The sequence below is a fragment of the Flavimaricola marinus genome (assembly GCF_900184895.1).
Lineage (GTDB): Bacteria > Pseudomonadota > Alphaproteobacteria > Rhodobacterales > Rhodobacteraceae > Flavimaricola > Flavimaricola marinus.
On the sequence record NZ_FXZK01000004.1, the window covers coordinates 351760 to 372046 of the forward strand.

At 63.6% G+C, this 20287-nt stretch carries 25 protein-coding genes and 1 riboswitch; of the genes, 14 read left to right on the forward strand and 11 right to left on the reverse strand.

The window, feature by feature from the left end:
- Positions 1–12 precede the first annotated feature (12 nt).
- From LOM8899_RS12825 to LOM8899_RS12850, 6 genes are all read right to left on the reverse strand, one after another.
- The gene (locus LOM8899_RS12825) at positions 13–1347 is read right to left on the reverse strand and encodes a lyase family protein (protein ID WP_093992601.1); all 1335 of its coding nucleotides are present in this window, start codon (positions 1345–1347) and stop codon (positions 13–15) included.
- Positions 1348–1419: 72 nt separating this feature from the next.
- Positions 1420–1815: a carboxymuconolactone decarboxylase family protein gene (locus LOM8899_RS12830; protein ID WP_093992602.1), complete on the reverse strand. Its 396-nt coding sequence runs from the start codon at positions 1813–1815 to the stop codon at positions 1420–1422.
- Entirely contained in the window at positions 1808–2608 is an 801-nt protein-coding gene (pcaD, locus tag LOM8899_RS12835) for a 3-oxoadipate enol-lactonase (protein ID WP_093992603.1), read from the reverse strand. Before pcaD ends, LOM8899_RS12830 begins: the two co-directional genes overlap by 8 nt.
- A 3-nt stretch (positions 2609–2611) precedes the next feature.
- Positions 2612–3583, reverse strand: coding sequence for a threonine ammonia-lyase (locus tag LOM8899_RS12840; protein WP_093992604.1), 972 nt, complete (start codon positions 3581–3583; stop codon positions 2612–2614).
- Entirely contained in the window at positions 3580–4401 is an 822-nt protein-coding gene (locus LOM8899_RS12845) for an alpha/beta fold hydrolase (RefSeq protein ID WP_093992605.1), read from the reverse strand. The genes LOM8899_RS12840 and LOM8899_RS12845 overlap by 4 nt, the downstream gene beginning before the upstream one ends.
- Positions 4401–5078 (reverse strand): haloacid dehalogenase type II, encoded by a 678-nt coding sequence (locus LOM8899_RS12850; protein WP_093992606.1) that lies wholly within the window; start codon positions 5076–5078, stop codon positions 4401–4403. Before LOM8899_RS12850 ends, LOM8899_RS12845 begins: the two co-directional genes overlap by 1 nt.
- Positions 5079–5241: 163 nt before the next feature.
- Between LOM8899_RS12850 and LOM8899_RS12855 the strand changes: the two genes are divergently transcribed.
- Positions 5242–5676, forward strand: coding sequence for an FKBP-type peptidyl-prolyl cis-trans isomerase (locus tag LOM8899_RS12855; protein WP_093992607.1), 435 nt, complete (start codon positions 5242–5244; stop codon positions 5674–5676).
- Here LOM8899_RS12855 and LOM8899_RS12860 read toward each other — a convergent pair.
- Positions 5673–6098, reverse strand: coding sequence for a VOC family protein (locus tag LOM8899_RS12860; RefSeq protein ID WP_093992608.1), 426 nt, complete (start codon positions 6096–6098; stop codon positions 5673–5675). The genes LOM8899_RS12855 and LOM8899_RS12860 overlap by 4 nt on opposite strands.
- Positions 6099–6225: 127 nt before the next feature.
- On the opposite strand from LOM8899_RS12860, the gene LOM8899_RS12865 reads away from it, so the two are divergent.
- Genes LOM8899_RS12865 through LOM8899_RS12875 form a run of 3 tightly spaced genes read left to right on the forward strand, consistent with a single transcriptional unit; the run spans position 6226 to position 7186 of the window.
- Complete coding sequence (locus LOM8899_RS12865; protein WP_093992609.1) at positions 6226–6555, forward strand: ArsR/SmtB family transcription factor; 330 nt, start codon at positions 6226–6228, stop codon at positions 6553–6555.
- Positions 6552–6962 carry an SRPBCC family protein gene (locus LOM8899_RS12870; protein WP_093992610.1) on the forward strand — a complete coding sequence of 137 codons (411 nt, stop codon included), beginning with the start codon at positions 6552–6554 and terminating at the stop codon, positions 6960–6962. Before LOM8899_RS12865 ends, LOM8899_RS12870 begins: the two co-directional genes overlap by 4 nt.
- A 29-nt stretch (positions 6963–6991) precedes the next feature.
- The gene (locus LOM8899_RS12875) at positions 6992–7186 is read left to right on the forward strand and encodes a hypothetical protein (protein WP_093992611.1); all 195 of its coding nucleotides are present in this window, start codon (positions 6992–6994) and stop codon (positions 7184–7186) included.
- 13 nt (positions 7187–7199) lie between these two features.
- Here LOM8899_RS12875 and LOM8899_RS12880 read toward each other — a convergent pair whose 3' ends face one another.
- The 3 genes from LOM8899_RS12880 to fabA form a co-directional block, all read right to left on the reverse strand.
- Positions 7200–7988 (reverse strand): enoyl-ACP reductase FabI, encoded by a 789-nt coding sequence (locus LOM8899_RS12880; protein ID WP_093992612.1) that lies wholly within the window; start codon positions 7986–7988, stop codon positions 7200–7202.
- 16 nt (positions 7989–8004) lie between these two features.
- Positions 8005–9234: a beta-ketoacyl-ACP synthase I gene (gene fabB, locus LOM8899_RS12885; protein WP_093992613.1), complete on the reverse strand. Its 1230-nt coding sequence runs from the start codon at positions 9232–9234 to the stop codon at positions 8005–8007.
- Between the two features lie 211 nt (positions 9235–9445).
- The gene (gene fabA, locus LOM8899_RS12890; protein ID WP_093992614.1) at positions 9446–9964 is read right to left on the reverse strand and encodes a bifunctional 3-hydroxydecanoyl-ACP dehydratase/trans-2-decenoyl-ACP isomerase; all 519 of its coding nucleotides are present in this window, start codon (positions 9962–9964) and stop codon (positions 9446–9448) included.
- A gap of 177 nt (positions 9965–10141) precedes the next feature.
- Between fabA and irrA the strand changes: the two genes are divergently transcribed.
- Together irrA and LOM8899_RS12900 are read left to right on the forward strand one after the other, a co-directional pair.
- The gene (irrA, locus tag LOM8899_RS12895) at positions 10142–10558 is read left to right on the forward strand and encodes an iron response transcriptional regulator IrrA (protein ID WP_093992615.1); all 417 of its coding nucleotides are present in this window, start codon (positions 10142–10144) and stop codon (positions 10556–10558) included.
- A gap of 74 nt (positions 10559–10632) precedes the next feature.
- Positions 10633–11139 carry an REP-associated tyrosine transposase gene (locus tag LOM8899_RS12900; RefSeq protein ID WP_093992616.1) on the forward strand — a complete coding sequence of 169 codons (507 nt, stop codon included), beginning with the start codon at positions 10633–10635 and terminating at the stop codon, positions 11137–11139.
- Between the two features lie 40 nt (positions 11140–11179).
- Here the strand turns inward: LOM8899_RS12900 and LOM8899_RS12905 are convergent, their stop codons facing one another.
- A complete protein-coding gene (locus LOM8899_RS12905; RefSeq protein WP_370739349.1) occupies positions 11180–12049 on the reverse strand; it encodes a hypothetical protein in 870 nt (289 codons plus the stop codon).
- A gap of 148 nt (positions 12050–12197) precedes the next feature.
- Here LOM8899_RS12905 and miaB point away from each other — a divergent pair, with 148 nt between their 5' ends.
- From miaB to metK, 8 genes are all read left to right on the forward strand, one after another.
- Entirely contained in the window at positions 12198–13511 is a 1314-nt protein-coding gene (gene miaB / locus LOM8899_RS12910) for a tRNA (N6-isopentenyl adenosine(37)-C2)-methylthiotransferase MiaB (protein ID WP_093992618.1), read from the forward strand.
- Between the two features lie 274 nt (positions 13512–13785).
- A complete protein-coding gene (locus LOM8899_RS12915) occupies positions 13786–14295 on the forward strand; it encodes an OmpA family protein (RefSeq protein ID WP_093992619.1) in 510 nt (169 codons plus the stop codon).
- A gap of 13 nt (positions 14296–14308) precedes the next feature.
- Entirely contained in the window at positions 14309–14608 is a 300-nt protein-coding gene (locus LOM8899_RS12920) for a hypothetical protein (RefSeq protein ID WP_093992698.1), read from the forward strand.
- A gap of 148 nt (positions 14609–14756) precedes the next feature.
- The gene (locus LOM8899_RS12925; RefSeq protein WP_093992620.1) at positions 14757–15764 is read left to right on the forward strand and encodes a PhoH family protein; all 1008 of its coding nucleotides are present in this window, start codon (positions 14757–14759) and stop codon (positions 15762–15764) included.
- Positions 15765–15997: 233 nt separating this feature from the next.
- Entirely contained in the window at positions 15998–16507 is a 510-nt protein-coding gene (ybeY, locus tag LOM8899_RS12930; protein WP_093992699.1) for an rRNA maturation RNase YbeY, read from the forward strand.
- 33 nt (positions 16508–16540) lie between these two features.
- A complete protein-coding gene (locus LOM8899_RS12935) occupies positions 16541–17452 on the forward strand; it encodes a hemolysin family protein (RefSeq protein WP_093992621.1) in 912 nt (303 codons plus the stop codon).
- Positions 17445–18998: an apolipoprotein N-acyltransferase gene (gene lnt / locus LOM8899_RS12940; RefSeq protein WP_093992622.1), complete on the forward strand. Its 1554-nt coding sequence runs from the start codon at positions 17445–17447 to the stop codon at positions 18996–18998. Before LOM8899_RS12935 ends, lnt begins: the two co-directional genes overlap by 8 nt.
- Positions 18999–19009: 11 nt before the next feature.
- A riboswitch (SAM-SAH riboswitch) is annotated at positions 19010–19059 on the forward strand.
- A gap of 18 nt (positions 19060–19077) precedes the next feature.
- Positions 19078–20259 (forward strand): methionine adenosyltransferase, encoded by a 1182-nt coding sequence (metK, locus tag LOM8899_RS12945; RefSeq protein WP_093992623.1) that lies wholly within the window; start codon positions 19078–19080, stop codon positions 20257–20259.
- The last annotated feature ends 28 nt before the right edge of the window (positions 20260–20287 follow it).

Consider the following 20287-nt stretch of genomic DNA (forward strand, 5'->3'; position numbering starts at 1 on the left):
ACCGTGATCCGGCTAGTTTGCAAGCTCCGCCGCGGTTGCCGCGAAAGCCCGTGCCTCGGAGGGCGCGAGCCCGAGTTGCGCGCCCATGTCGAAGACGTCGTCGAGCGACAGGTCGGGATAGGCCGCGCGCGCCAGATCGGGCAGGGGCGTGCCGTCGCTCAGGCAGGTGGCACAGAGCGATTTGACCGCCGCCTGTGCGTCGGGCCGGGGCAGCGTTTCAGAGAGCCGGAAGCTGAGCGCCTCGGCAAAGATCAGCCCGCGCCCGTCGTCGAGATTGGCCCGCATCTGTGCCGGGTCGGCGACGGTGCTGTTGATCAGCTCTTCGGCCAGGGCCAGAGACCGTCCGAGACCGAGGCAAATCTGCGGAAAGCTCAGCCATTCGCTGATCCATGCTGCCCCATCCCGCTGTTGGCGGTGGACCTGTGCGCTTTGCATGACGCTGTTCAACCCGACGATTTGCGCCGCGATGGCCATAAGCACCGTTGGCCCGACGGGGTTCTGCTTTTGCGGCATGGTCGACGACCCGCCCGCCGCACCGGACCGCGCCTCGGAGATGCCGCTTTGCGCCATGAGCGCCAGATCGGCCCCGATCTTGCCCAGGGCCCCGGTCACTTGCGTGATCCACGCCGAGAGCCCGGCGATGCCGCTGCGGTCGCTGTGCCAGCTGTGCCCCGGATCGTTCAGCCCCAAGCCGGCGGCGAGGTCTGCCCGCACCTGTGGGCCGGCATCGCCCATGACGGACAACGTCCCCGCCGCGCCGCTGAGGCTGACCCGGAGCACCGCGTCGCGCTGGGCGGGCAATTGTTTGAGCAGGGTCAGCAACGGCCAGCCCCATGAGGCGACCATCGCCCCGAAGGTGGTGGGCGTGGCGACCTGTCCGTAGGTCCGGCCCGCCATGATCGTTTCGGCCTCTGCCTCGGCCAGTTTGCCCAAGGCGGTCACGATCCCGACGAGCCGTTTCTCGGCAAGGCTGAGCACCTGACGCAGCCGCAAGGCCAGCCCGGTGTCCATGATGTCCTGCGACGTTGCCCCGTAGTGCACCCAGGCCGCATGTTCGGGCGCTGTCATCTCGCCCCGGAAGGACGCGAGCAGCGCCGGAACGGGCACGGCGTTCTTACCGGTGGCCGAAGCCAGTGCCGCCGGGTCGATCTGGATTTCCATGGCCGCCCGCTGGATCGCCTTGGCGCTGACGTCTGGCACGATTCCGGCCTTGGCCTGCGCCTGTGCCAATGCGCCCCAGACCAGCAGCATGGCCCGAAGCTCTGCCGTGTCGGTGAACAGCATCGCCGTTTCCCGGTCTTGCATCAGATCGCGGAAGATTGCGCTGTCGTAGAGAGAGGCGGACATGGGCGGCACCTGTGGCTGTTTGCGCCGGACTTATCAGGCGGTCAGGGATTGGGCAAACCGGATTGGATCCGGCTACTCCTTTGCCGCGTCGGCGGCCGCGTCCATCTGCGCCCACATGGCTCGGGCGACCTTGATCGCCTGATTGGAGCGCGGGATGCCGGCGTAGGTTGCCACGTGCAGGATCACCTCCATGATGTCCTCGCGGCTTGCCCCGTTCTTGGCCGCGACGTGCAGGTGCAGACCCAGCTCTTCGTTCAGACCGCCCGCGGCGAGGATCGCGACTGTGACCATGGATTTCTCCCGAAGGGTGATCCCGTCCGAGGCCCAGACGGTGCCCCAAAGCCCCTCGGAGGTCAGCTTGCGGTATTTCTCGTCGAGCGGGGTCATCGCCGCTTCGGTCTTGTCGACGAACTTGTCGCCGAGGATCTCGCGGCGGACCCGGTTGCCTGTCTCGAAGCTGTCAGACATGGCCAATCTCCTTGAAGAAACCGGTCAGCAGACCGGCGTAGGTTTCGGGGGCTTCGACGCAGGGCAGGTGGCCCGCCCGACGGATCAGCTCGAACCGGCTGCCGGGGATCAGATCGACGGTTTCGCGCACCAGATCGGGCGGAGTGGAGCCGTCTTCGGTGCCCGCGATGCCCAGCGTAGGCAGGCGCAGACTGGCGGTCGTGGTGAAGAAGTCGCTGCCCGCGATGGCCGCGCACACGCCGACATAGCCCTCGGGCGGGGTCGAGATCAGCAGATCGCGCCACATGCCGAAGCTGGGCCCTGCGCGGAAATCCTTGCCGAACCACCGCTCCAGAATGCCGTCTGCGACGGGCTCCATTCCCGCCTTCTGGACCATACCGATCCGGTCGTCCCAGAACTGCTTGTGCCCGATCTTGGCCGCCGTATTCGACAGCACCATCGCCCGCACGATGTCCATCCGCTTGACCGCCAGCCCCTGCGCGATCAGCCCGCCGACGGAGAGGCCGACGAACACCGCGTCACGGGCCTCGACCGCGTCGCAGACCGCCTCGGCATCCGAGACCAGCGCCCCCATGCTGTAGGGCGGTGTCGGCACCGAGGACCGCCCGTGTCCGCGCTTGTCGAACCGCACCAGCCGCAACCCTTCGGGCATCAGCGGCAGGATCGGATCCCACAGCGTGTGGTCGGTGCCGAGCGAGTTGGCAAAGACGACCGTCGGTGCCTTTGGGTCTGTATTCCCGTCGATGCGGGCGTAAATCTCGGCATCGCTGCTTTGAACGGTGAGCTCTTTCATGGGTTAGTCCTTTTCGGCCAGCACATCAGCGAAGAGGCCGGGATCGACGTTGCCGCCAGAGGCGACCGCAATCACGGCGGGTCCGCCGACTGTTTCGGGGTGGAACAGGGCCGCGGCAAGGGCCACGGCGCCTCCGGGTTCGAGAACCACGCGCAGGTGCCGGAAGGCCGCCCGCATCGCCGCCCGCGCCTCGGCATCGGTGACCACCAGACCGGGCCCGCAGAGCCGCTGCATGATCGGAAATGTCAGCTGACCGGGGCTGATCGTGATCACCGCGTCGCAGATGGAGCCGGAGGCCGAGGCGTTCCGCTCGATCTGCCCGGAGATCAGCGACCGCGCGACATCGTCAAAGCCTGCCGGTTCGACGGGCCGCGCCCTCAGTCCCGGTGCCTCTGCCTCGAGCGCCAGAGCGATCCCGGAGGTCAGCCCGCCGCCGCCGCAGCAGACCAGAACGTCCGCCTCGGTCACGCCGTATTCGGCAGCCTGAGCGGCGATCTCCAGCCCGACGGTGCCTTGCCCGGCGATGACTTCGGGTTCGTCGAAGGGCTTGATCAGGGTCAGGCCCCGCTCGGCCGCAAGCTGTGCGCCGATGGTGTCCCGGTCTTCGTTGACCCGGTCATAGAGCACGACCTCGGCGCCGAGCCCCTTGGTGCCTTCGATCTTGGCGATCGGCGCGTCGGAGGGCATCACGATGACCGCGGAAATGCCGTGCTCTTTGGCTGCTCGCGCCACGCCTTGCGCGTGGTTGCCCGACGAGAACGCGATCACGCCGCGCTGCCGGATTTCCGCAGGCAGGGCGGAGACCGCCGCCCAGCCGCCCCGCGCCTTGAACGAGCCGGTGATTTGCAGAGCTTCGGCCTTGACCAGCACCTTGCGCCCGGCGATCGCGTCCAGACCGTAGGACGACAGGAGCGGCGTGTGGTGCACGTGCCCCTCTATGCGCCGGGCGGCGGCGCGGATCATGTCGATGTTCATTGCATGGCCTCCAGCCATTGGGTCAAGGCGGCCACGGCCGCCGGTTCGTCGAGAAACGGCACATGCCCCCGATCGGGGATGTCGGCCCGGATCATGTCGGGCCTGCGTCGCGACATTTCGTCGGCGGTGTCCTTGCTCAGCAGGTCGGAGTTCGCCCCGCGGATCAATGCCAGCGGCAGCCCCTCGAAACCGTCGAACAGCGGCCAGAGATCGGGCACCGGCTGCGCGCCGCCGTTCTTGAAGATCTCGGCCAGCCGCGGGTCGTATCGCAGATCGAGCCCGTCGTCCGTTTCCACGTAGTGCGCCTGCACTTCGGCCAGCCAACGCTGGTGCGGCACGTCGGCGAAGTGGGTCCAGAGGTTCGCCCTGTTGCGGGCTGCCTCCTCGTAGGTTTTCTCCTTTGGCCGCTGCCCCACATAGCCGGATATGATCGAAAGCCCCTTGCTTTCGATCACTGGCCCGATGTCGTTGAGGGCGACGCCGAGCAGCCGCTCCTGGGCGATGGCGGCGAGCGTCATCGCGATCAGCCCGCCGCGCGATGTGCCGAGAATGGCCACCCTTTTCAGCCCGAGATGGTCGAGCAGACCCAGAACGTCCTGCGCCTCTTGTGGGATGGTGTAGGTGGCGGGGTCGGCCCAATCGGATTTTCCCCGCCCCCGGTAATCCAGCCGGATCAGCCGCGTGCCCTTGAGGTGCGGGGCGACGTGGTCGAAATCGGCGCCATTGCGGGTGAGACCGGCGAGGCAGAGGACGGGCAGTCCGGTGCCGTCGTCGCTGTAGTGCAGGCGAGTGCCGTCGGCGGCAGAGTAGTCTGGCATCAGATCAATTCCGGAATGGTGCTCAGGTCGCCCAGGATGTGTTGCGGCGTGGCGTAGAGCCTGTCGACCGGCTCGCCCGCACGGTTCACCCATACGGTTGTAAAGCCGTAGCCGGATGCGCCTGCGGCGTCCCATCCGTTGGAGGAGACGAACAACACGCTCTCAGGCGCGCAGCCAAACCTTGCGCCGACCATGTTGTAGACCAATTCGTGCGGCTTGAAGACACCGACGTCTTCGACCGACAGCACCGCGTCGAGGTGATCGCCGATCCCCGCGTTCGTCACCGCCGTCTTCAACATCTGCGGTGTGCCGTTCGACAGAATCGCCGTTTTCAAACCGCGCTCCTTGAGGGTGGCGAGCATTGTGGGCACTTCGGGGTAGGCCTCCAGCGTCTCGTAGAGCTTGAGCAGCCGGGCGCGCAGCGGCGGATCGTCCAGCCCGGCGGCTTCCATCGCCCAATCCAGCCCGTCTTGGGTGACCTGCCAGAAATCGCAGTGCTGTTCGGCCACGGCCCGCAGCCACGTGTATTGCAGCTGTTTCAGCCGCCAATCCCGTGCCAGTTGCGGCCAGAGTGCGGCAAGCGCCTCCTGTCCCGGCTCTGCTGCGGCGGCCCGCGCCGCGGCGTTCACGTCGAACAACGTGCCGTAGGCATCAAAGACGCAGGTGGTGATGGTCATGCAATGCTCCGAAATCTGGGCCAACAATGCCCCGCCATGCCCCCTAATGGAAGGCCGGTTTGCGCCTTTGGCCAAGGTTTGTTAGGAACACCGCCGAGCCTAGGGATTCACCGTGCTTGGACGCGCGACCCCTTCATTCATCCTAGACATCGAGGAGAAGTTCATGACCGAGGTCAAGAGCGGCGACACTGTGCGCATTCACTACACCGGCACGCTGGAAAACGGCGAGACATTCGACAGCTCCGAGGGCCGCGATCCGCTGGAATTCGTGGTCGGTTCGGGCCAGATCATTCCGGGTCTGGACAAGGCCCTTCCCGGCATGACCGTTGGCGAGAGCAAATCCGTGCCTGTCCCCTGTGCCGAAGCCTACGGCGAAGCCAACCCCGAAGCCCGTCAGGACGTCCCGCGTGAGACGATCCCGGCCGAGCTCCCCGTCGAGCCGGGTCTGCAATTGCAGATGCAAACCCAGACCGGCCAGGTGATCCCCGTCACTGTTGTCGAGGTCAGCGAAGAGACCGTCGTTCTGGATGCCAACCATCCGCTGGCCGGCAAGGACTTGACCTTTCAGATCGAATTGGTCGGCGTCGACGCCGCCTAATCCTCCATATCGGGTGGCCCCTCCGCTGCGGCGGCGGGGTCCATCCAGAACGGCTCCCAGATGTGCCCGTCTGGATCCGCCAGAGCGCGTGAATACATGAAGCCGAGATCGCGCGCCGGGGTCGGCTCTGACCCGCCGTTGGCAAGACCGGCCTCCATCATGGCATCGACGTCGCCCTTGCTGTCACAGGAGAGCGCCAGCATATGCTGGCATTCCTTGCTGGCATCGCCAACCGGCATCGACGCGAAGCCCGCGAATTTCTCTTGCGTCAGGATCATTGCATAGATCGAGTCCGATATGACGACGCAAGCGCCGTGCTCATCGCTGAATTGCTCGTTGATGCTGAATCCGACGGCGGTGTAGAACGCACGGGATCGTTTCAGATCCGTGATCGGCAGGTTGACGAAAATCATTCTGGGCATGGCTTGCTCCGAATCCTTGCGACATTTCAGAGATGCTGCGCCTCGTCCCCGAGCCGGTCAAGAAATATCCGTATTGACCGATTGATAGCTGCGGGGTTATGAATAATCCATAACCGTGGGGCTATGAATGATCGACACTTCGTCCAGAGACGACCTGTTTCGCGCCCTTGGCGATCCGACCCGGCGGGGCATTTTCGAGCAGTTGTGCCGCGACGGGGCGCAGACCGTTGCTGCCCTGACGGCCCAAGCGGGGGTGTCGCAACCGGCGGTGTCGAAACACCTCGCGGCCCTCAAGAACGCGGGCCTTGTCACCGCCCGCCCCGCCGGGCGCCAAACCCACTACACCGCACGCGCCGAGGGGCTTGCTCCGCTGGCGGACTGGACCCGCGAGATGTCGGCGTTCTGGCAATCCCGTTTCGACGATCTTGAAAACCTGCTGGCGAGGATGGACCAATGACAACCCCTGTTCCCGAGACACGCTCGGTCGTGATCGAACGCACGTTTCCCTATCCGCCGGCCAGATTGTGGCGGGCCTTGACCCAACCGCATTTGATGGCGGAATGGCTAATGAAGTCCGACTTCGCCCCCGAAGTCGGGCGCGATTTCACCCTGACTGGCGATTGGGGCGCTGTCGACTGCACCGTGATCGAGATCGAGCCGGAACGGACGCTGTCCTACACCTGGCGGGCCATGGGCCTTGATAGCGTCGTCACGTTCTCGCTGCGCCCGGACGGGTCGGGCACACATTTGCGAATGGAGCAAGCGGGATTCCTGCCCGATCAGGAGCAGAGCTATCGCGGTGCGATCTACGGCTGGGCCAAGATGTTCGACGCCTTGGAAGCCGTCGTGGCCAAGACCGACTGACAACAGCAACCGATCGGAGGGAGAAAGACATGATCCGACAGATACACCGATGGACGTCGATTGCGTTCACTCTGACAGTGATTGCCAACTTCGTGGCGATGGCATTGGGCCCGGTACCGGCGGCCATCACCTATTCGCCATTGCCGCTGTTGTTCGTGATGCTGGTCACGGGGCTTTACATGTTCTTTCAGCCCTTGATCCGGCGGAGCCGGTCAGCGGGGTGAGGCCGGGCGCCGCCTAGATGTTCTCGCTCTGCGGCATGCCCAGAACGTGATAGCCGCCATCGACGCGGATGATCTCGCCGGTGGTGCAGGCGCCTGCGTCGGAGGCGAGATAGACCGCCGTGCCGCCGACGGCCTCCAGCGTCGCGTTCGACCGCATCGGGGCGTTCATGTCGGTATGCCGGAAGGTCTTGCGCGCGCCGCCGATGGCCGCCCCTGCAAGCGTTTTCATCGGCCCCGGCGAGATGGCGTTGACCCGGATGCCGTCAGGGCCAAGGTCGTTGGCCAGATAACGCACGGCCGATTCCAGCGCCGCCTTGGCCACACCCATGACGTTGTAGAACGGCGTGACCCGATTGGACCCCTGATAGGTCAGCGTCAGGATCGTGCCGCCGTTCGGCATCAGCTCGGATGCCCGCCGCGACACGTCGATCAAAGAGTAGCACGAGATCGACAGCGATCGGCTGAAGTTGTCGCGGCTGGTGTTCACGATCCGGCCGCTGAGCTCGTTCTTGTCGGAATAGGCGATGGCGTGGACGATGAAATCAATCGTCCCCCATTTGTCCTTGAGCGTCTGGAACGCCAGATCGAGAGAGGCGTCGTCCGTGACATCGACGTCGATCAGGGTGTCGGAGCCGAGCGAGGCCGCCAGCGGCTCGACCCGCTTGCCGAAGGCATCGCCCTGATAGGAAAACGCCAGTTCCGCGCCCGCCTCGTGCATCGCCTTGGCGATCCCCCACGCGATGGAGCGTTCGTTTGCCACCCCCATGATCAGCCCGCGCTTGCCGCTCAGTGAAATGGTCATGGCCTGTTCCTCGCTCTTAATCCGTGAACCGTGACAGCAGCATCGACCCGTTGGTGCCGCCAAAGCCGAAGCTGTTGGTCATCACCGTGTCTAGCCCGGCGTTCTCCACGAGGCTGGTGGCGATTTCGGCGGGATCGAGGGCCGGGTCGAGGTTTTCGACGTTGATCGACGGCGCGATGAAGTCGTCGCGCAGCATCAGCAGGCAATAGATCGCCTCAGAGGCCCCTGTGGCCCCTTGGCTGTGGCCGGTCATCGACTTGGTCGAGCTGATCGGCGGGGTCTGGCCTTCGCCAAAGACCCGGCGGACGGCTTCAACCTCGCCGACGTCACCGACCGGGGTCGAGGTGCCGTGGGCGTTGATGTAGCTGACCTTGCGGCCTTCGGGCAGGGTGTCGAGCGCGAGACGCATCGCCCGCTCGCCGCCTTCGCCTGACGGGGCGACCATGTCATGCCCGTCCGAGGTGGCCGCAAAGCCGGTGACCTCGGCGTAGATCGTGGCCCCGCGGGCCTGCGCCCGTTCGAGATCTTCGAGCACCACCATGCCGCCGCCGCCTGCGATGACAAAGCCGTCGCGCCCTGCGTCGAATGCCCGGGAGGCTTTGGTCGGTTGGTCGTTATACTTGGAAGACATCGCGCCCATCGCGTCGAAGAGGCACGACAGCGTCCAGTCGAGTTCTTCACCGCCGCCCGCGAACATGACGTCCTGCTTGCCCATCATGATCTGTTCGGCGGCCGCGCCGATGCAATGCAGCGAGGTCGAGCAGGCCGAGGTGATCGAATAGTTGATCCCCTTGATCTGGAACGAAGTTGCCAGATTCGCGCTGACCGTCGAGGACATGCCGCGCGGCACCATGAGCGGCCCGATCCGCTTGGGGCTCATGTTCTTGAGTACGATCTGGTGGGCGGCGAAAAGGTTGGATGTCGACGGGCCGCCAGAGCCTGCGATCAGGCCGGTGCGGGGATGGCTGATCTCGGCTTCGCTGAGCCCTGCATCGGCAATCGCCTGTTCCATCGCCAGATAGGCATAGGCCGCCCCCGGCCCCATGAACCGCATCCGTCGTTTGTCGATCAGCTCCGCCGGATTGATCTTGAGCGTGCCCGCGATCTGGCTCCGAAAGCCGTATTCGATCATTTCCTCGGAGCTTTCGACCCCGGAGCGCCCAGCTTTCAGCGCTTCGGCCACTTCGGATGTGTTGTTTCCGATGGGGGAGACGATCCCCATTCCGGTGACGACAACGCGACGCATAGACGGCATTCCTTCCAATTGGTCCGGACTTTGTAGTGTGTGGAGTTGCTTCGACGCAAGACGAAAGGCCGCAGGAGGGATGCTGCCGGCTCTGCCGTGCCGCATCGACGATGACTATGTCACCCGAAGCCTGCCGGAGCGGCGCCGCGTGGTGCGCCACCCTGCCGGCCGCCTGACAATGGACCGATCGGCCCTGCGCCGCGCTCGGTTCTCAGCCTTCGGCGTCGGCAGCCGCGAGGCCGACCTTCATGTCCTTGACCTGATAGATCACTTCGCCGTCCGCCTCGACCCGGCCATCGGCCACGCCCATCTTCAGCCGCCGGTCGATGACCCGCGTGAAATCGACATAGTAGGTGATCATGGTCCGGGAGGGGGTGACCATGCCGGTCAGCTTGACCTCGCCGACGCCGAGCGCAAAGCCCTGACCCTGCCAGCCGCGCCAGCCAAGGTTGAACCCGGTCAATTGCCAGAGCCCGTCCAGCCCCAGGCAACCGGGCATCACCGGGTTGCCGGGGAAATGGCATTTGAAGAACCAAAGGTCCGGATTGATGTCGAATTCTGCGACGACGTGCCCCTTGCCATTGGCGCCGCCATCACTGCTGATTTCCGTGATCCGGTCCATCATGAGCATCGGCGGTTCGGGCAATTGCGCATTGCCCGGCCCAAACAATTCGCCACGGGCGCATTTCAGAAGTCCGTCCTTGTCGAAATGGTCTGGGTATTGAGCCATAGAGCTTCTTCCGCTTGTCTGATTTCGGTTGGGGATCGTCTAGCATCCGGAAATGACGCGGCGCAAGTGTGACGGCCGGGGTGCTCTGCGCCCGAAGATGGAGCCGGATTGGCGTTTTCCATTGAATTCCGGTGCATTTCTTCCATATCCTTGGCACATGGGACGAGTGAGCCGCAAATGACTGCACTTCAGACAGACCGTGCAAGCACCTGGTTGGCAGGGGCGGGGCTGCGCCCGACCCGTCAGCGGCTTGCCCTTGCGGCGCTGCTGGTAGGCGACGGTGGCGACCGTCACGTGACCGCGGAAAGCCTGTTCGAGGCGGCGGCGGACGGGGCGGAGAAGGTTTCTCTCGCGACCGTCTACAATACGCTCCGCGCCTTTTGCGAGGCGGGATTGATGCGCGAGATCACGGTCGATGGTTCGAAAAGCTATTTCGACACCAACATCACCGACCATCCGCATTTCTATTGGGAAGACAGCGCCACCCTGACCGATGCCCCGGCCTCCGAGCTCGAGATCCGGCGACTGCCCGGCGTGCCCGATGGCGCCGTGATGACATCCGTCGACGTCGTGATCCGGTTGCGCCGCACCTGAAGCCACCCGGCCGTATGGCAAGGTTCGCTTGGCGCTTAACGCGCCATTAACCAAACCTGAGTCACGCTTGGTGCATGACAAGATACACACGCCTTCACATCCCCGGCGGGACCTATTTCTTTACGGTCAGGCTTCAGGATCGCGGATCGAGCCTGCTTCTCGACAAGCTCGATCTGCTGCGCAGTTCCGTGCGCTCCTGCATGGCCCATCGCCCGTTCGAGATCGATACGGCGGTCATACTGCCGGACCATCTTCATATGATCTGGCGGTTGCCGCCCGGTGACACCGACTATTCCGCGCGCTGGCGGCAGATCAAATCGACGTTCTCGCGGCATGTGGATCGGCCCGACTACGTCAGCCCCGGTCAGCTGGCCCGTGGCGAAAAGGGGATTTGGCAGCGCCGGTTCTGGGAGCATTGCATTCAGGACGATGCGGATTTGGCCCTGCATCGCGCCTATGCCTTGATGGCCCCGGTTCGGGCCGGTCTGGTGACGGACCCCCGGCACTGGCCGGCAAGCTCCATTCATCGCGATGGCGACGCCTGCTTGAGCCGATCGTCGGAGCCGATGGCGTTGTCCTGATCCCGGATCGCAGCAGACCTGCCCGTTCCCGCGGTCTCGGTCAAAACCACTGCCCCGGTTCCATCAGGCCCAAATCGAGCAATTGCTGCGAGTGCCAGTCAAAGGGCGCGGAGTTGTGCCAGCGGAAGGTTTCGATGTCGAAAGTCGATCCCGGATTGCGTTTGAGCGCCTTGGCCGTTCGGAACGAGCAAATCGACGCGGTCAGATTATTGTGCCAGGGGCAGGAATAGGTGTTGTATTCCGGCTCGTTGAAGGTGTGATCGGGGCGCAGTTCCAAGCCCGGCTTGGCCTTGAACAGCCCGATCCTGTCGATCCTGCGCCGGGCCTGTGGCACGTGTTCCTCGAACCGCCAGCGCAGCCCGCCAAAGAAATTCAACTGGCGCTCTTCGGGGTGGTTGGTTTCCGGGTTTGCGCGGGCCAAGGCGTAATAGCCGGATTTGTCCAGATGGGCATCGTCGATGGAGACGGCGTTCGGATGCTCCCAGAGGTCGCCTGCGTAGAGGTCGATGACATAGGTCAAAATGCTTTCGCGCCGTTCTTCGGTGCTGAAGACCGTCATCTCTCCCACGCTGCGGTGTTCGCAGAAGGGGTAAAACAGGTATTCGGCGTTGTAGCAGTAGTAGAACCACGTTCCGGGGCTGACCCGGATGACGCTGTTGACTGCGTCGCAAACGGCTCTGTCGGCCTTGACGTCGTAGTCGACGCGCACGACCCGGTCGCCAAGCCCCTGAGAGATGGTGACATCCGGCATCGCAAGCACGACGAGCTTGCGAAACCCCAGATCGAGGTGGTGCCGGATCGTCGTTTCGACCTCGATCTGGTCCTCGACGAAGATCAGTCCGATCGGTCCCTTGAGCAGGGTGTCGCGCCCGGCGTTCAGGAATGTCTCAAGCGACTCGAAATACAGCATCATCGGGGCCTTGCGGTTGGAAGAGGTGATTTGGACAGCTTGCGTGCCAAGATTCGGTTAAATCCGTTTTCATTGCAAGTCTGCCCCGGCCCGGATAGACGCGTGCACTGACGAAACCCGCCCCATTCCCTCCGGCAAGGACGCTGACATGACCTCCGCCCCGAAGAAACTGTTCATCAAGACCTATGGCTGCCAGATGAATGTCTATGACAGCGAGCGCATGGCCGAGGCGATGGGCGGCGAGGGCTATGTGCAGACGGATCGGGCCGAAGATGCGGATATGGTGCTGCTCAATACCTGTCACATCCGCGAAAAGGCAGCCGAGAAGCTCTATTCGGATTTGGGCCGTCTCAAGGCGCTGAAACTGGACAATCCCAATCTCAAGATCGGGGTCACCGGCTGTGTTGCGCAGGCCGAGGGCGACGAGATCATCCGCCGGATGCCCGTCGTCGACCTAGTCGTGGGGCCGCAGAGCTATCACCGACTGCCTGCGATGGAGCGGGCGGTGCAGGCCGGTGGCCGCGTCGTCGACACCGATTTTCCCGAAGAGGACAAATTCGACATTCTGGCCGCCCGGTCCAAGGCAAAGCGCGGCCCCACCGCATTTCTGACCGTGCAGGAGGGTTGCGACAAGTTCTGCGCCTTTTGCGTGGTGCCCTATACCCGCGGCTCCGAGGTCAGCCGCCCTGCAGACCGGATCGTGACGGAAGCCCGTGGCCTTGTTGAGGCCGGGGTCCGCGACATCACCTTGCTGGGGCAGAACGTGAATGCCTATCACGGTGCCGAGGGCGGGCTTGCCGGCCTTGTCGGCCAACTGGCGGCCATCGATGGGCTCGACCGCATCCGCTATACCACCAGCCATCCCAACGACATGGACGACGCCCTGATCGCGGCCCATGGCAACGAGCCCAAGTTGATGCCCTATCTGCATCTGCCGGTGCAATCGGGCTCCGACAAGATCCTCAAGGCGATGAACCGCAAACACACGGCCGAGCAGTATCTGCGCCTGATCGAGCGTATCCGCGCGGCCCGCCCCGATATCCTGCTGACCTCCGATTTCATCGTCGGTTTCCCCGGCGAGACCGATGCCGATTTTGACGCCACGATGGCGCTGGTCGAGGCTGTCGGCTACGGCGCGGCCTATTCGTTCAAATATTCCGCCCGCCCGGGCACCCCGGCCGCCGAGCGCGCCGAGGTCGATGCCGAGGTCATGGATGCCCGCCTGCAAACCCTGCAAGCCCTGATCACCCGCCAGCAGCGCGAACGTCAGGACGCCATGGTGGGCCAGACCACGACCGTATTGTTCGAAAAGCCGGGTCGGAATCCCGGCCAGTGGGGCGGGAAATCCGAGCATCTCCACGCCGTTCACGCCATGTCGGACGAAGACCTCCGCGGCCAGATTCGCAAGGTTCGAGTGACCGCGACGGCGCCGAACTCCTTGACGGCGGAGTTGATCGGCTGATCGCCCGGTTTTTCTGCAACGTCTCGAAATGTGGCAATTTAGTGGCCTAATTGTGGCCCTCAATATGTGACTGTTGCGGCATCAGCTACAATATGTGGCGATTTCTGCTTTCATTAAGGCTGAATTTAGCTAACAATGTGATGCAGATAGAAGAACAACGTGGGCGGTGTAGTGTGCCCGGGGGGATGTAGTGACTGGCAAAGGACGATCGGCCGTGGCTGAAAAAATCACGAACGTAATTCGTGCTGCCCTGAGTGGGTTGGCAATTGTTGCAATGGGTACGGTTGCGCTCACGGCGCCTGCGGTCGCGCAGGATTCGGGGAACCAGCAGTATATTCCCGGTATCTGGATCGATCCCGATGGATGCGAGCACTGGGTGATGGACGACGGCGCCGAGGGCTTCATGTCGCCGCATCGCACCCGCGATGGTCGTCCGGTCTGCCGCCGGAGCGAGATTTGCGGGATCATGCCCACCGATCAGCTGTTCGCGACGGATCGCTACAACATCAGCGCCCACAACCGCCAGGTGCTGGAGAACTTCTTCCGTCAGGCCAACGCCTACGGTTTCCTGATCTATGGCCACACCGACAGCCGCGCCTCCGACGAATACAACATGCGCCTGTCGCAGAACCGTGCAAACGCGGTGGCTGCCGTCGCTCAGGGCATCGGCGCGCGGGTGGTGGATGTGCGTGGCTTTGGCGAGCGTCAGCCGCGGGCCGCCAACGACACCCCGCACGGCGGGATGGCACAAAACCGTCGCGTCGAAATTTACTGCCTGCGCTAAGGGGATGATGGATATGACCGCATTGAAAACACTGATCATCCTTGGTGCGACCGCCAGCCTTGGCGCCTGCACGAGCATCGGGCCCGACAAGACTGTCGACCGGGGCGTCAACGCCCACCACCTGAGCACGCTTGTCGCCGGTATCTGGGTCGACCCGAATGGCTGTGACCACTGGATCATCGACGATGGCGTCGAGGGCTATCTGTCCGAGCGTCTGACGCCGGATGGCCGTCCGGTCTGCTCGGGTGTCGCGCTGCCGACAGAAGTTGTCGGGCCGTTCCAGCAGGGCACGTTCATTCCCGATCCGCTCTGAGCGGTTTGCCGAATGCACAAAATATCCAAGGCCGCGGCGATGTCCGCGGCCTTTTACGTTGTTGTGATACAGTTCGGATAACCAAGGCTTGCGCCGGTCGACGCAAGTTGTCACCATTCAATAAAACAGAACCTCACAGGAGCAGTTATTGGCCATAACAACATTGCCCCCCGCCAATGTGACCGAGTCCACCGAAACAGCTTTGGAATTTCCGAACAATTTTCTGCTGATCGACTTGTGCGGAGAGTATGATCGCAACCTGAGCGCCCTTGAGGAGAAGCTTGGTGTGCAGATCCTGCGCCGGGGCAATCGCCTTGTGGTCATCGGAGCCGCCGAACCCCGTGAGCAGGCCGCCGAGGTGTTGCGCGCCTTGTACGAGCGGCTGGAGGCGGGCAAGCCGCTGGAGACCGCCGATATCGACCGCGAGCTTCGCCTTGGGCCGATCGAGCGTGGTGGCCCCGAGGGCGGCGACCAGATCGAACTGTTCAAGGGCGAGCCGACCCGCATCGAGATCAAGACCCGCAAGAAGCTCGTCGAGCCGCGCACCGAGGCTCAGAAGGCCTATGTGCAAGCCCTTTTCAACAAGGAACTGGCCTTTGGCATCGGCCCTGCCGGGACCGGCAAGACCTATCTCGCCGTCGCCGTCGGCGTGTCGATGTTTCTGGGTGGCCATGTCGACAAGATCATCCTGAGCCGTCCTGCCGTCGAGGCCGGCGAAAAGCTCGGCTATCTGCCCGGTGACATGAAGGACAAGGTCGATCCTTACATGCAGCCGCTCTATGACGCGCTGAACGATTTCCTGCCGGGCAAGCAGATGGCCAAGATGATCGAAGAGAAGGTCATCGAGATCGCGCCCTTGGCCTTCATGCGCGGCCGCACGCTTTCGCGGGCCTTCGTGGTGCTCGACGAGGCGCAGAACGCGACCTCGATGCAGATGAAGATGTTTCTGACCCGTCTGGGCGAGGGCAGTCGCATGGTCATTACCGGCGACCGCACGCAGGTGGATTTGCCGCGCGGTGTGACATCCGGCCTTGCCGATGCCGAACGCCTTCTGCGCACGATCCCGCAGATCAGCTTCAGCTACTTCAGCTCCAAGGACGTGGTGCGTCACCCGTTGGTTGCCGCCATCATCGAAGCCTACGAAGCCGAAGTCTGACCCATGGCTACCCTTGGCCAATGGATGCGGTCGAAGCTCACGCCTCCATCCTTGGAGGAGGTCGAGGCAGAGACCCGCAAGTGGTCAATTCAATGCAAGACCTGCGGTCGCACGCAAAACCTCTGGGATGCGGGCGGAACGCGGTATAAGGCGCATCGTGACCGCACCGTTTTGGGGCGGTGTTCGGGATGTGGGGACAAAATGCGCAGCATGAAGATATTTCGGGCCGGGGTATGACTGTCGAGGCCGATATACTGATCGAAGACCGCCGCTGGGCCGATCTTGGCCTGGAAAAGATTGCCGTGACCGCGATCAAGGCGGTCCTGGCCAACGTAGGCCTCAAGGGCAAGGTCGAGGTCAGCGTTCTGGGCTGCAACGACGCCCGCATAGCTGCGCTGAACGCCGATTTCCGCGGCAAGCCTCAGCCTACGAATGTGCTCAGCTGGCCCGACGAGGAGCGCGGTGCCGAGAGGGACGGGGCCCGGCCGGATTTGCCTCGTGCCGCACCGGGCGAGCCGGTGGTGCTCGGCGACATCGCGATTGCCTATGAGATCTGCGCCGCCGAGGCCGCCGCCGCAGGCAGAACCCTGCATCATCACGCGGCCCATCTGATCGTTCACGGAGTGTTACATTTGCTCGGCTATGACCACGAGCGTGACGCAGATGCCACCCTGATGGAAGGTATTGAGACGGAGATACTTGGAAAAATGGGAATAGCGGACCCATATAGAGTATCAGAGTGACCTGCGGGGATCGTCCCGCGATGGAAGGAGACAATGACCGAGACCAGTGAAGGGTCGATAAGTGCCGCGCGTCGCGCGCTACAAGACCTCCCCGCAGATGCCCAATCGGGCCAAAGCCGCGGATTTTTTAGCAAGGTATTTCAGTCGTTTGGCGGAAGCGGTCAGACATTGAAAGAAGATCAGAGCAACCCTCGCGACTCGGTGTCCGTGCAGACCCGGCCCGGTATGTTGAATTTGCGCCGGATGCGCGTCGAAGACGTCCTGATCCCGAAAGCCGATATCGTCGCTGTTCCCGTGGTGCAGGATCGCGAGGAACTGGTGAAAGTTTTTCGCGAGAGCGGCCTGACCCGTTTGCCGGTTTTCGACGGCACGCTGGATACGCCGGTCGGCCTCGTCAATCTCAAGGATTTCGCGCTCCGCTATGGCTTTAACGGCAATAGCGAGGAATTCGATCTGCGCAATATGCTCCGCCCGCTGCTCTATGTGCCGCCGTCGATGCCGCTGGGTGTCTTGCTGCAAAAGATGCAGGCAGAGCGTATTCACATGGCCTTGGTGATCGATGAGTACGGCGGAACCGATGGTCTCGTGACCATCGAGGATCTGATCGAACAGGTCGTCGGCGAGATCGAAGACGAGCACGACGTCGACGAGGCCGTCTCGTATCTGGCGGAAAAGCCCGGCGTCTGGCTGGCGCTGGCAAAGACCCCGCTCGACGAGTTCGAGGCCGAAATCGGCATGGATCTGACCAGCCACGACGAGATAGACGAGGAAGAGGTAGACACCCTTGGCGGTCTCGTCTTCATGCTCGCCGGACATGTGCCGGCGCGTGGCGAGGTTATTCGGCACCCGGATGGTCCCGAGTTCGAGGTGATCGACGCCGATCCCCGCAGGATCAAGCGGATGCGCGTCAGGCTGACACCCACCGACCAGACCGGCGATGCCTGAACCCAGCCCTGCCTTGGCAGGTTTGGGCTGGCCGTTGCGGTTTCTGGCCTATGCCGCGGTCGGGGCCGTGGCGGGCTTGGGCCAATCGCCGTGGGGCCTCTGGCCCCTGACCCTTGTGGCGCTTGTTGCCGTGATGTTGTTCATGGCTGCGGAGGCGGGCTGGAAGCGTGCCGCCTTTGCGGGCTGGGCGTTTGGCGCCGGCTATTTCGCGCTGACCCTGCACTGGATCGTGCAGCCGTTTCTGATCGATATCGCCCGGCATGGCTGGATGGCGCCCTTTGCGCTTGTCTTCATGGCGCTTGGCATGGCTCTGTTTTGGGCCGCCGCCGGCGGGATAGCCGCCGCTTTGGGCCGGGGCAGGGCGCACCCTTGGGCGATCGTCGCGGGGCTCGGCCTTGCCGAGCTCACCCGCTCGCTGGTGATGACGGGCTTTCCCTGGGCCCTGCTTGGGCACATCTGGCTGGATACGCCGATGGTACAGATTGCCTCCTATGTCGGGCCGCATGGCCTGAGCCTGCTGACCCTCGCAGTGCCGGCCTGCGCAGTAAGCCTTTGGCCCCGCAAACTGTGGCTCGCTGCCCCGCTGGTGCTGTTGGGCCTCGGGTGGCTGGTTCTGGAGCCGGGACCGGGGGCCGATGTTCAGGCGCAGATCGAGGCCGGTGCGCCGGTTGTCCGGCTGGTGCAGCCCAATGCCCGGCAGGATTCCAAATGGGATCCGGGCATGGCCGAGACCCTGTTCCAACGCCAGCTTCAGTTAACGACCGCGGGTGGCGACAATGCCGACCCGGACCGGGTGCCCGATCTGGTGGTCTGGCCGGAAACGTCGGTGCAATGGCTGCTGGAATATTCCGAAGACGTGCTGCGTGACGTGGCCGTGGCGGCACGGGGCGCCCCCGTCGCCCTGGGCATCCTGCGCAGGGATGCGTCGCGCTATTTCAACAGCATGGTCGTGGTGGACCGGACCGGGGCAGTCACCGATATTTACGACAAATGGCATCTCGTCCCCTTCGGCGAATACGTGCCGCTTGGCGAGTTGGCGGCGCGGTTTGGCATACGCGGATTGGCGGCAAGTCAGGGCGGCGGCTATTCCGCGGGCGAGGGGCCGGGGCTGGTCACGATCCCCGGTCTCGGCCCGGCGATGCCCTTGATATGCTATGAGGGGATATTCCCCGAAGAGGTCAACGACGCCCCGGAACGCCCCCGCCTGTTGATCCTGATCACCAACGATGCGTGGTTTGGCAACTGGGCCGGCCCGGAGCAGCATTTTGCCCAGGCCCGATTGCGCGCCATCGAGCAGGGGCTGCCACTTGTCCGGGTGGCGAACACCGGGATTTCGGGCCTGATCGATCCGCATGGCCGCGTGCTTGGCCAGCTGCCGCTGAACCTGTCGGGCGCGCTCGACGTGCCGTTGCCGGAAGCGAAACCGCCAACAATCTACACAAAACTTGGCGATTGGCCCGCTATAGTGTTGCTATTCATCTTGTTTCTGGGGCTATGGCTGCACCGCCACCGATTAGGAGTTGACCCGATCAGGAGGGCCGCATAGGCGAGACGGTATCGCTGTCACAACGGCTTCCTGACGTGACGGTCATTTTTTAATTGGAGCGTTCCCCATGACTAACCCGATGTCTCGGAAAGACTATATTTTCACGTCTGAATCTGTGTCCGAGGGCCATCCCGACAAGGTCTGCGACCAGATCTCGGATGCCATTCTCGATGCCTTTCTCGCCGAAGAGCCGGAGGCACGCGTTGCCTGCGAAACCTTTGCGACGACCAATCGGGTCGTGATCGGCGGCGAGGTCGGATTGTCCGACCAGAACCGGCTTCAGGAGTTCATGGGCAAGGTCGAGGACATTACCCGCGACTGCATCAAGGGCATCGGATACGAGCAGGACAAGTTCCATCACGCAACCTGCGAGATCACGAACCTCCTGCACGAGCAGTCCGCCCATATTGCGCAGGGTGTCGATGCGGCTGCCGAAAAGGACGAAGGCGCTGGCGATCAGGGCATCATGTTCGGCTATGCCACAACCGAGACCGATGCGCTCATGCCCGCGCCGATCCAGTTCAGCCACGCGATCCTGCGCCGTCTGGCCGAAGTCCGCAAGGATGGCACAGAGCCCAATCTCGGCCCCGATGCCAAGAGCCAGCTTTCGGTGATCTATCGCGGTGGCAAGCCGGTTGGCGTCTCGTCCGTCGTGCTGAGCACCCAGCATCTGGATCCCGACCTGACCTCTGCCGACATCCGGGCGATGGTCGAGCCCTACATCACCGAAGTCCTGCCAGAGGGCTGGCTGACGTCCGATACCGTTTGGCACGTCAACCCGACGGGCAAATTCGTCATTGGCGGCCCCGATGGCGACGCGGGTCTCACCGGCCGCAAGATCATCGTGGACACCTATGGCGGCGCCGCGCCGCATGGTGGCGGTGCGTTCTCGGGCAAGGATCCGACCAAGGTCGACCGGTCGGCCGCCTATGCCGCCCGCTATCTGGCCAAGAACGTGGTTGCGGCCGGGCTGGCCGAGCGCTGCACGATCCAGCTGAGCTATGCGATCGGCGTGTCGCACCCGCTGTCGATCTATGCCGATACGCATGGCACCGGTGAAGTCGATCCGGCCGCGATCGAGCGGGCCATCGATCAGGCGATGGACCTGACGCCGCGCGGCATTCGCCAGCATCTGGGCCTGAACAAGCCGATCTATCAGCGCACCGCGGCCTATGGTCATTTCGGCCGTGAGCCGGAAGCCGACGGCGGCTTCTCGTGGGAGCGCACCGATCTGGCCGACGCTCTGAAGCGCGGCATCTAGGGCGACCGGCGGGCCGAACCGGCCTGTT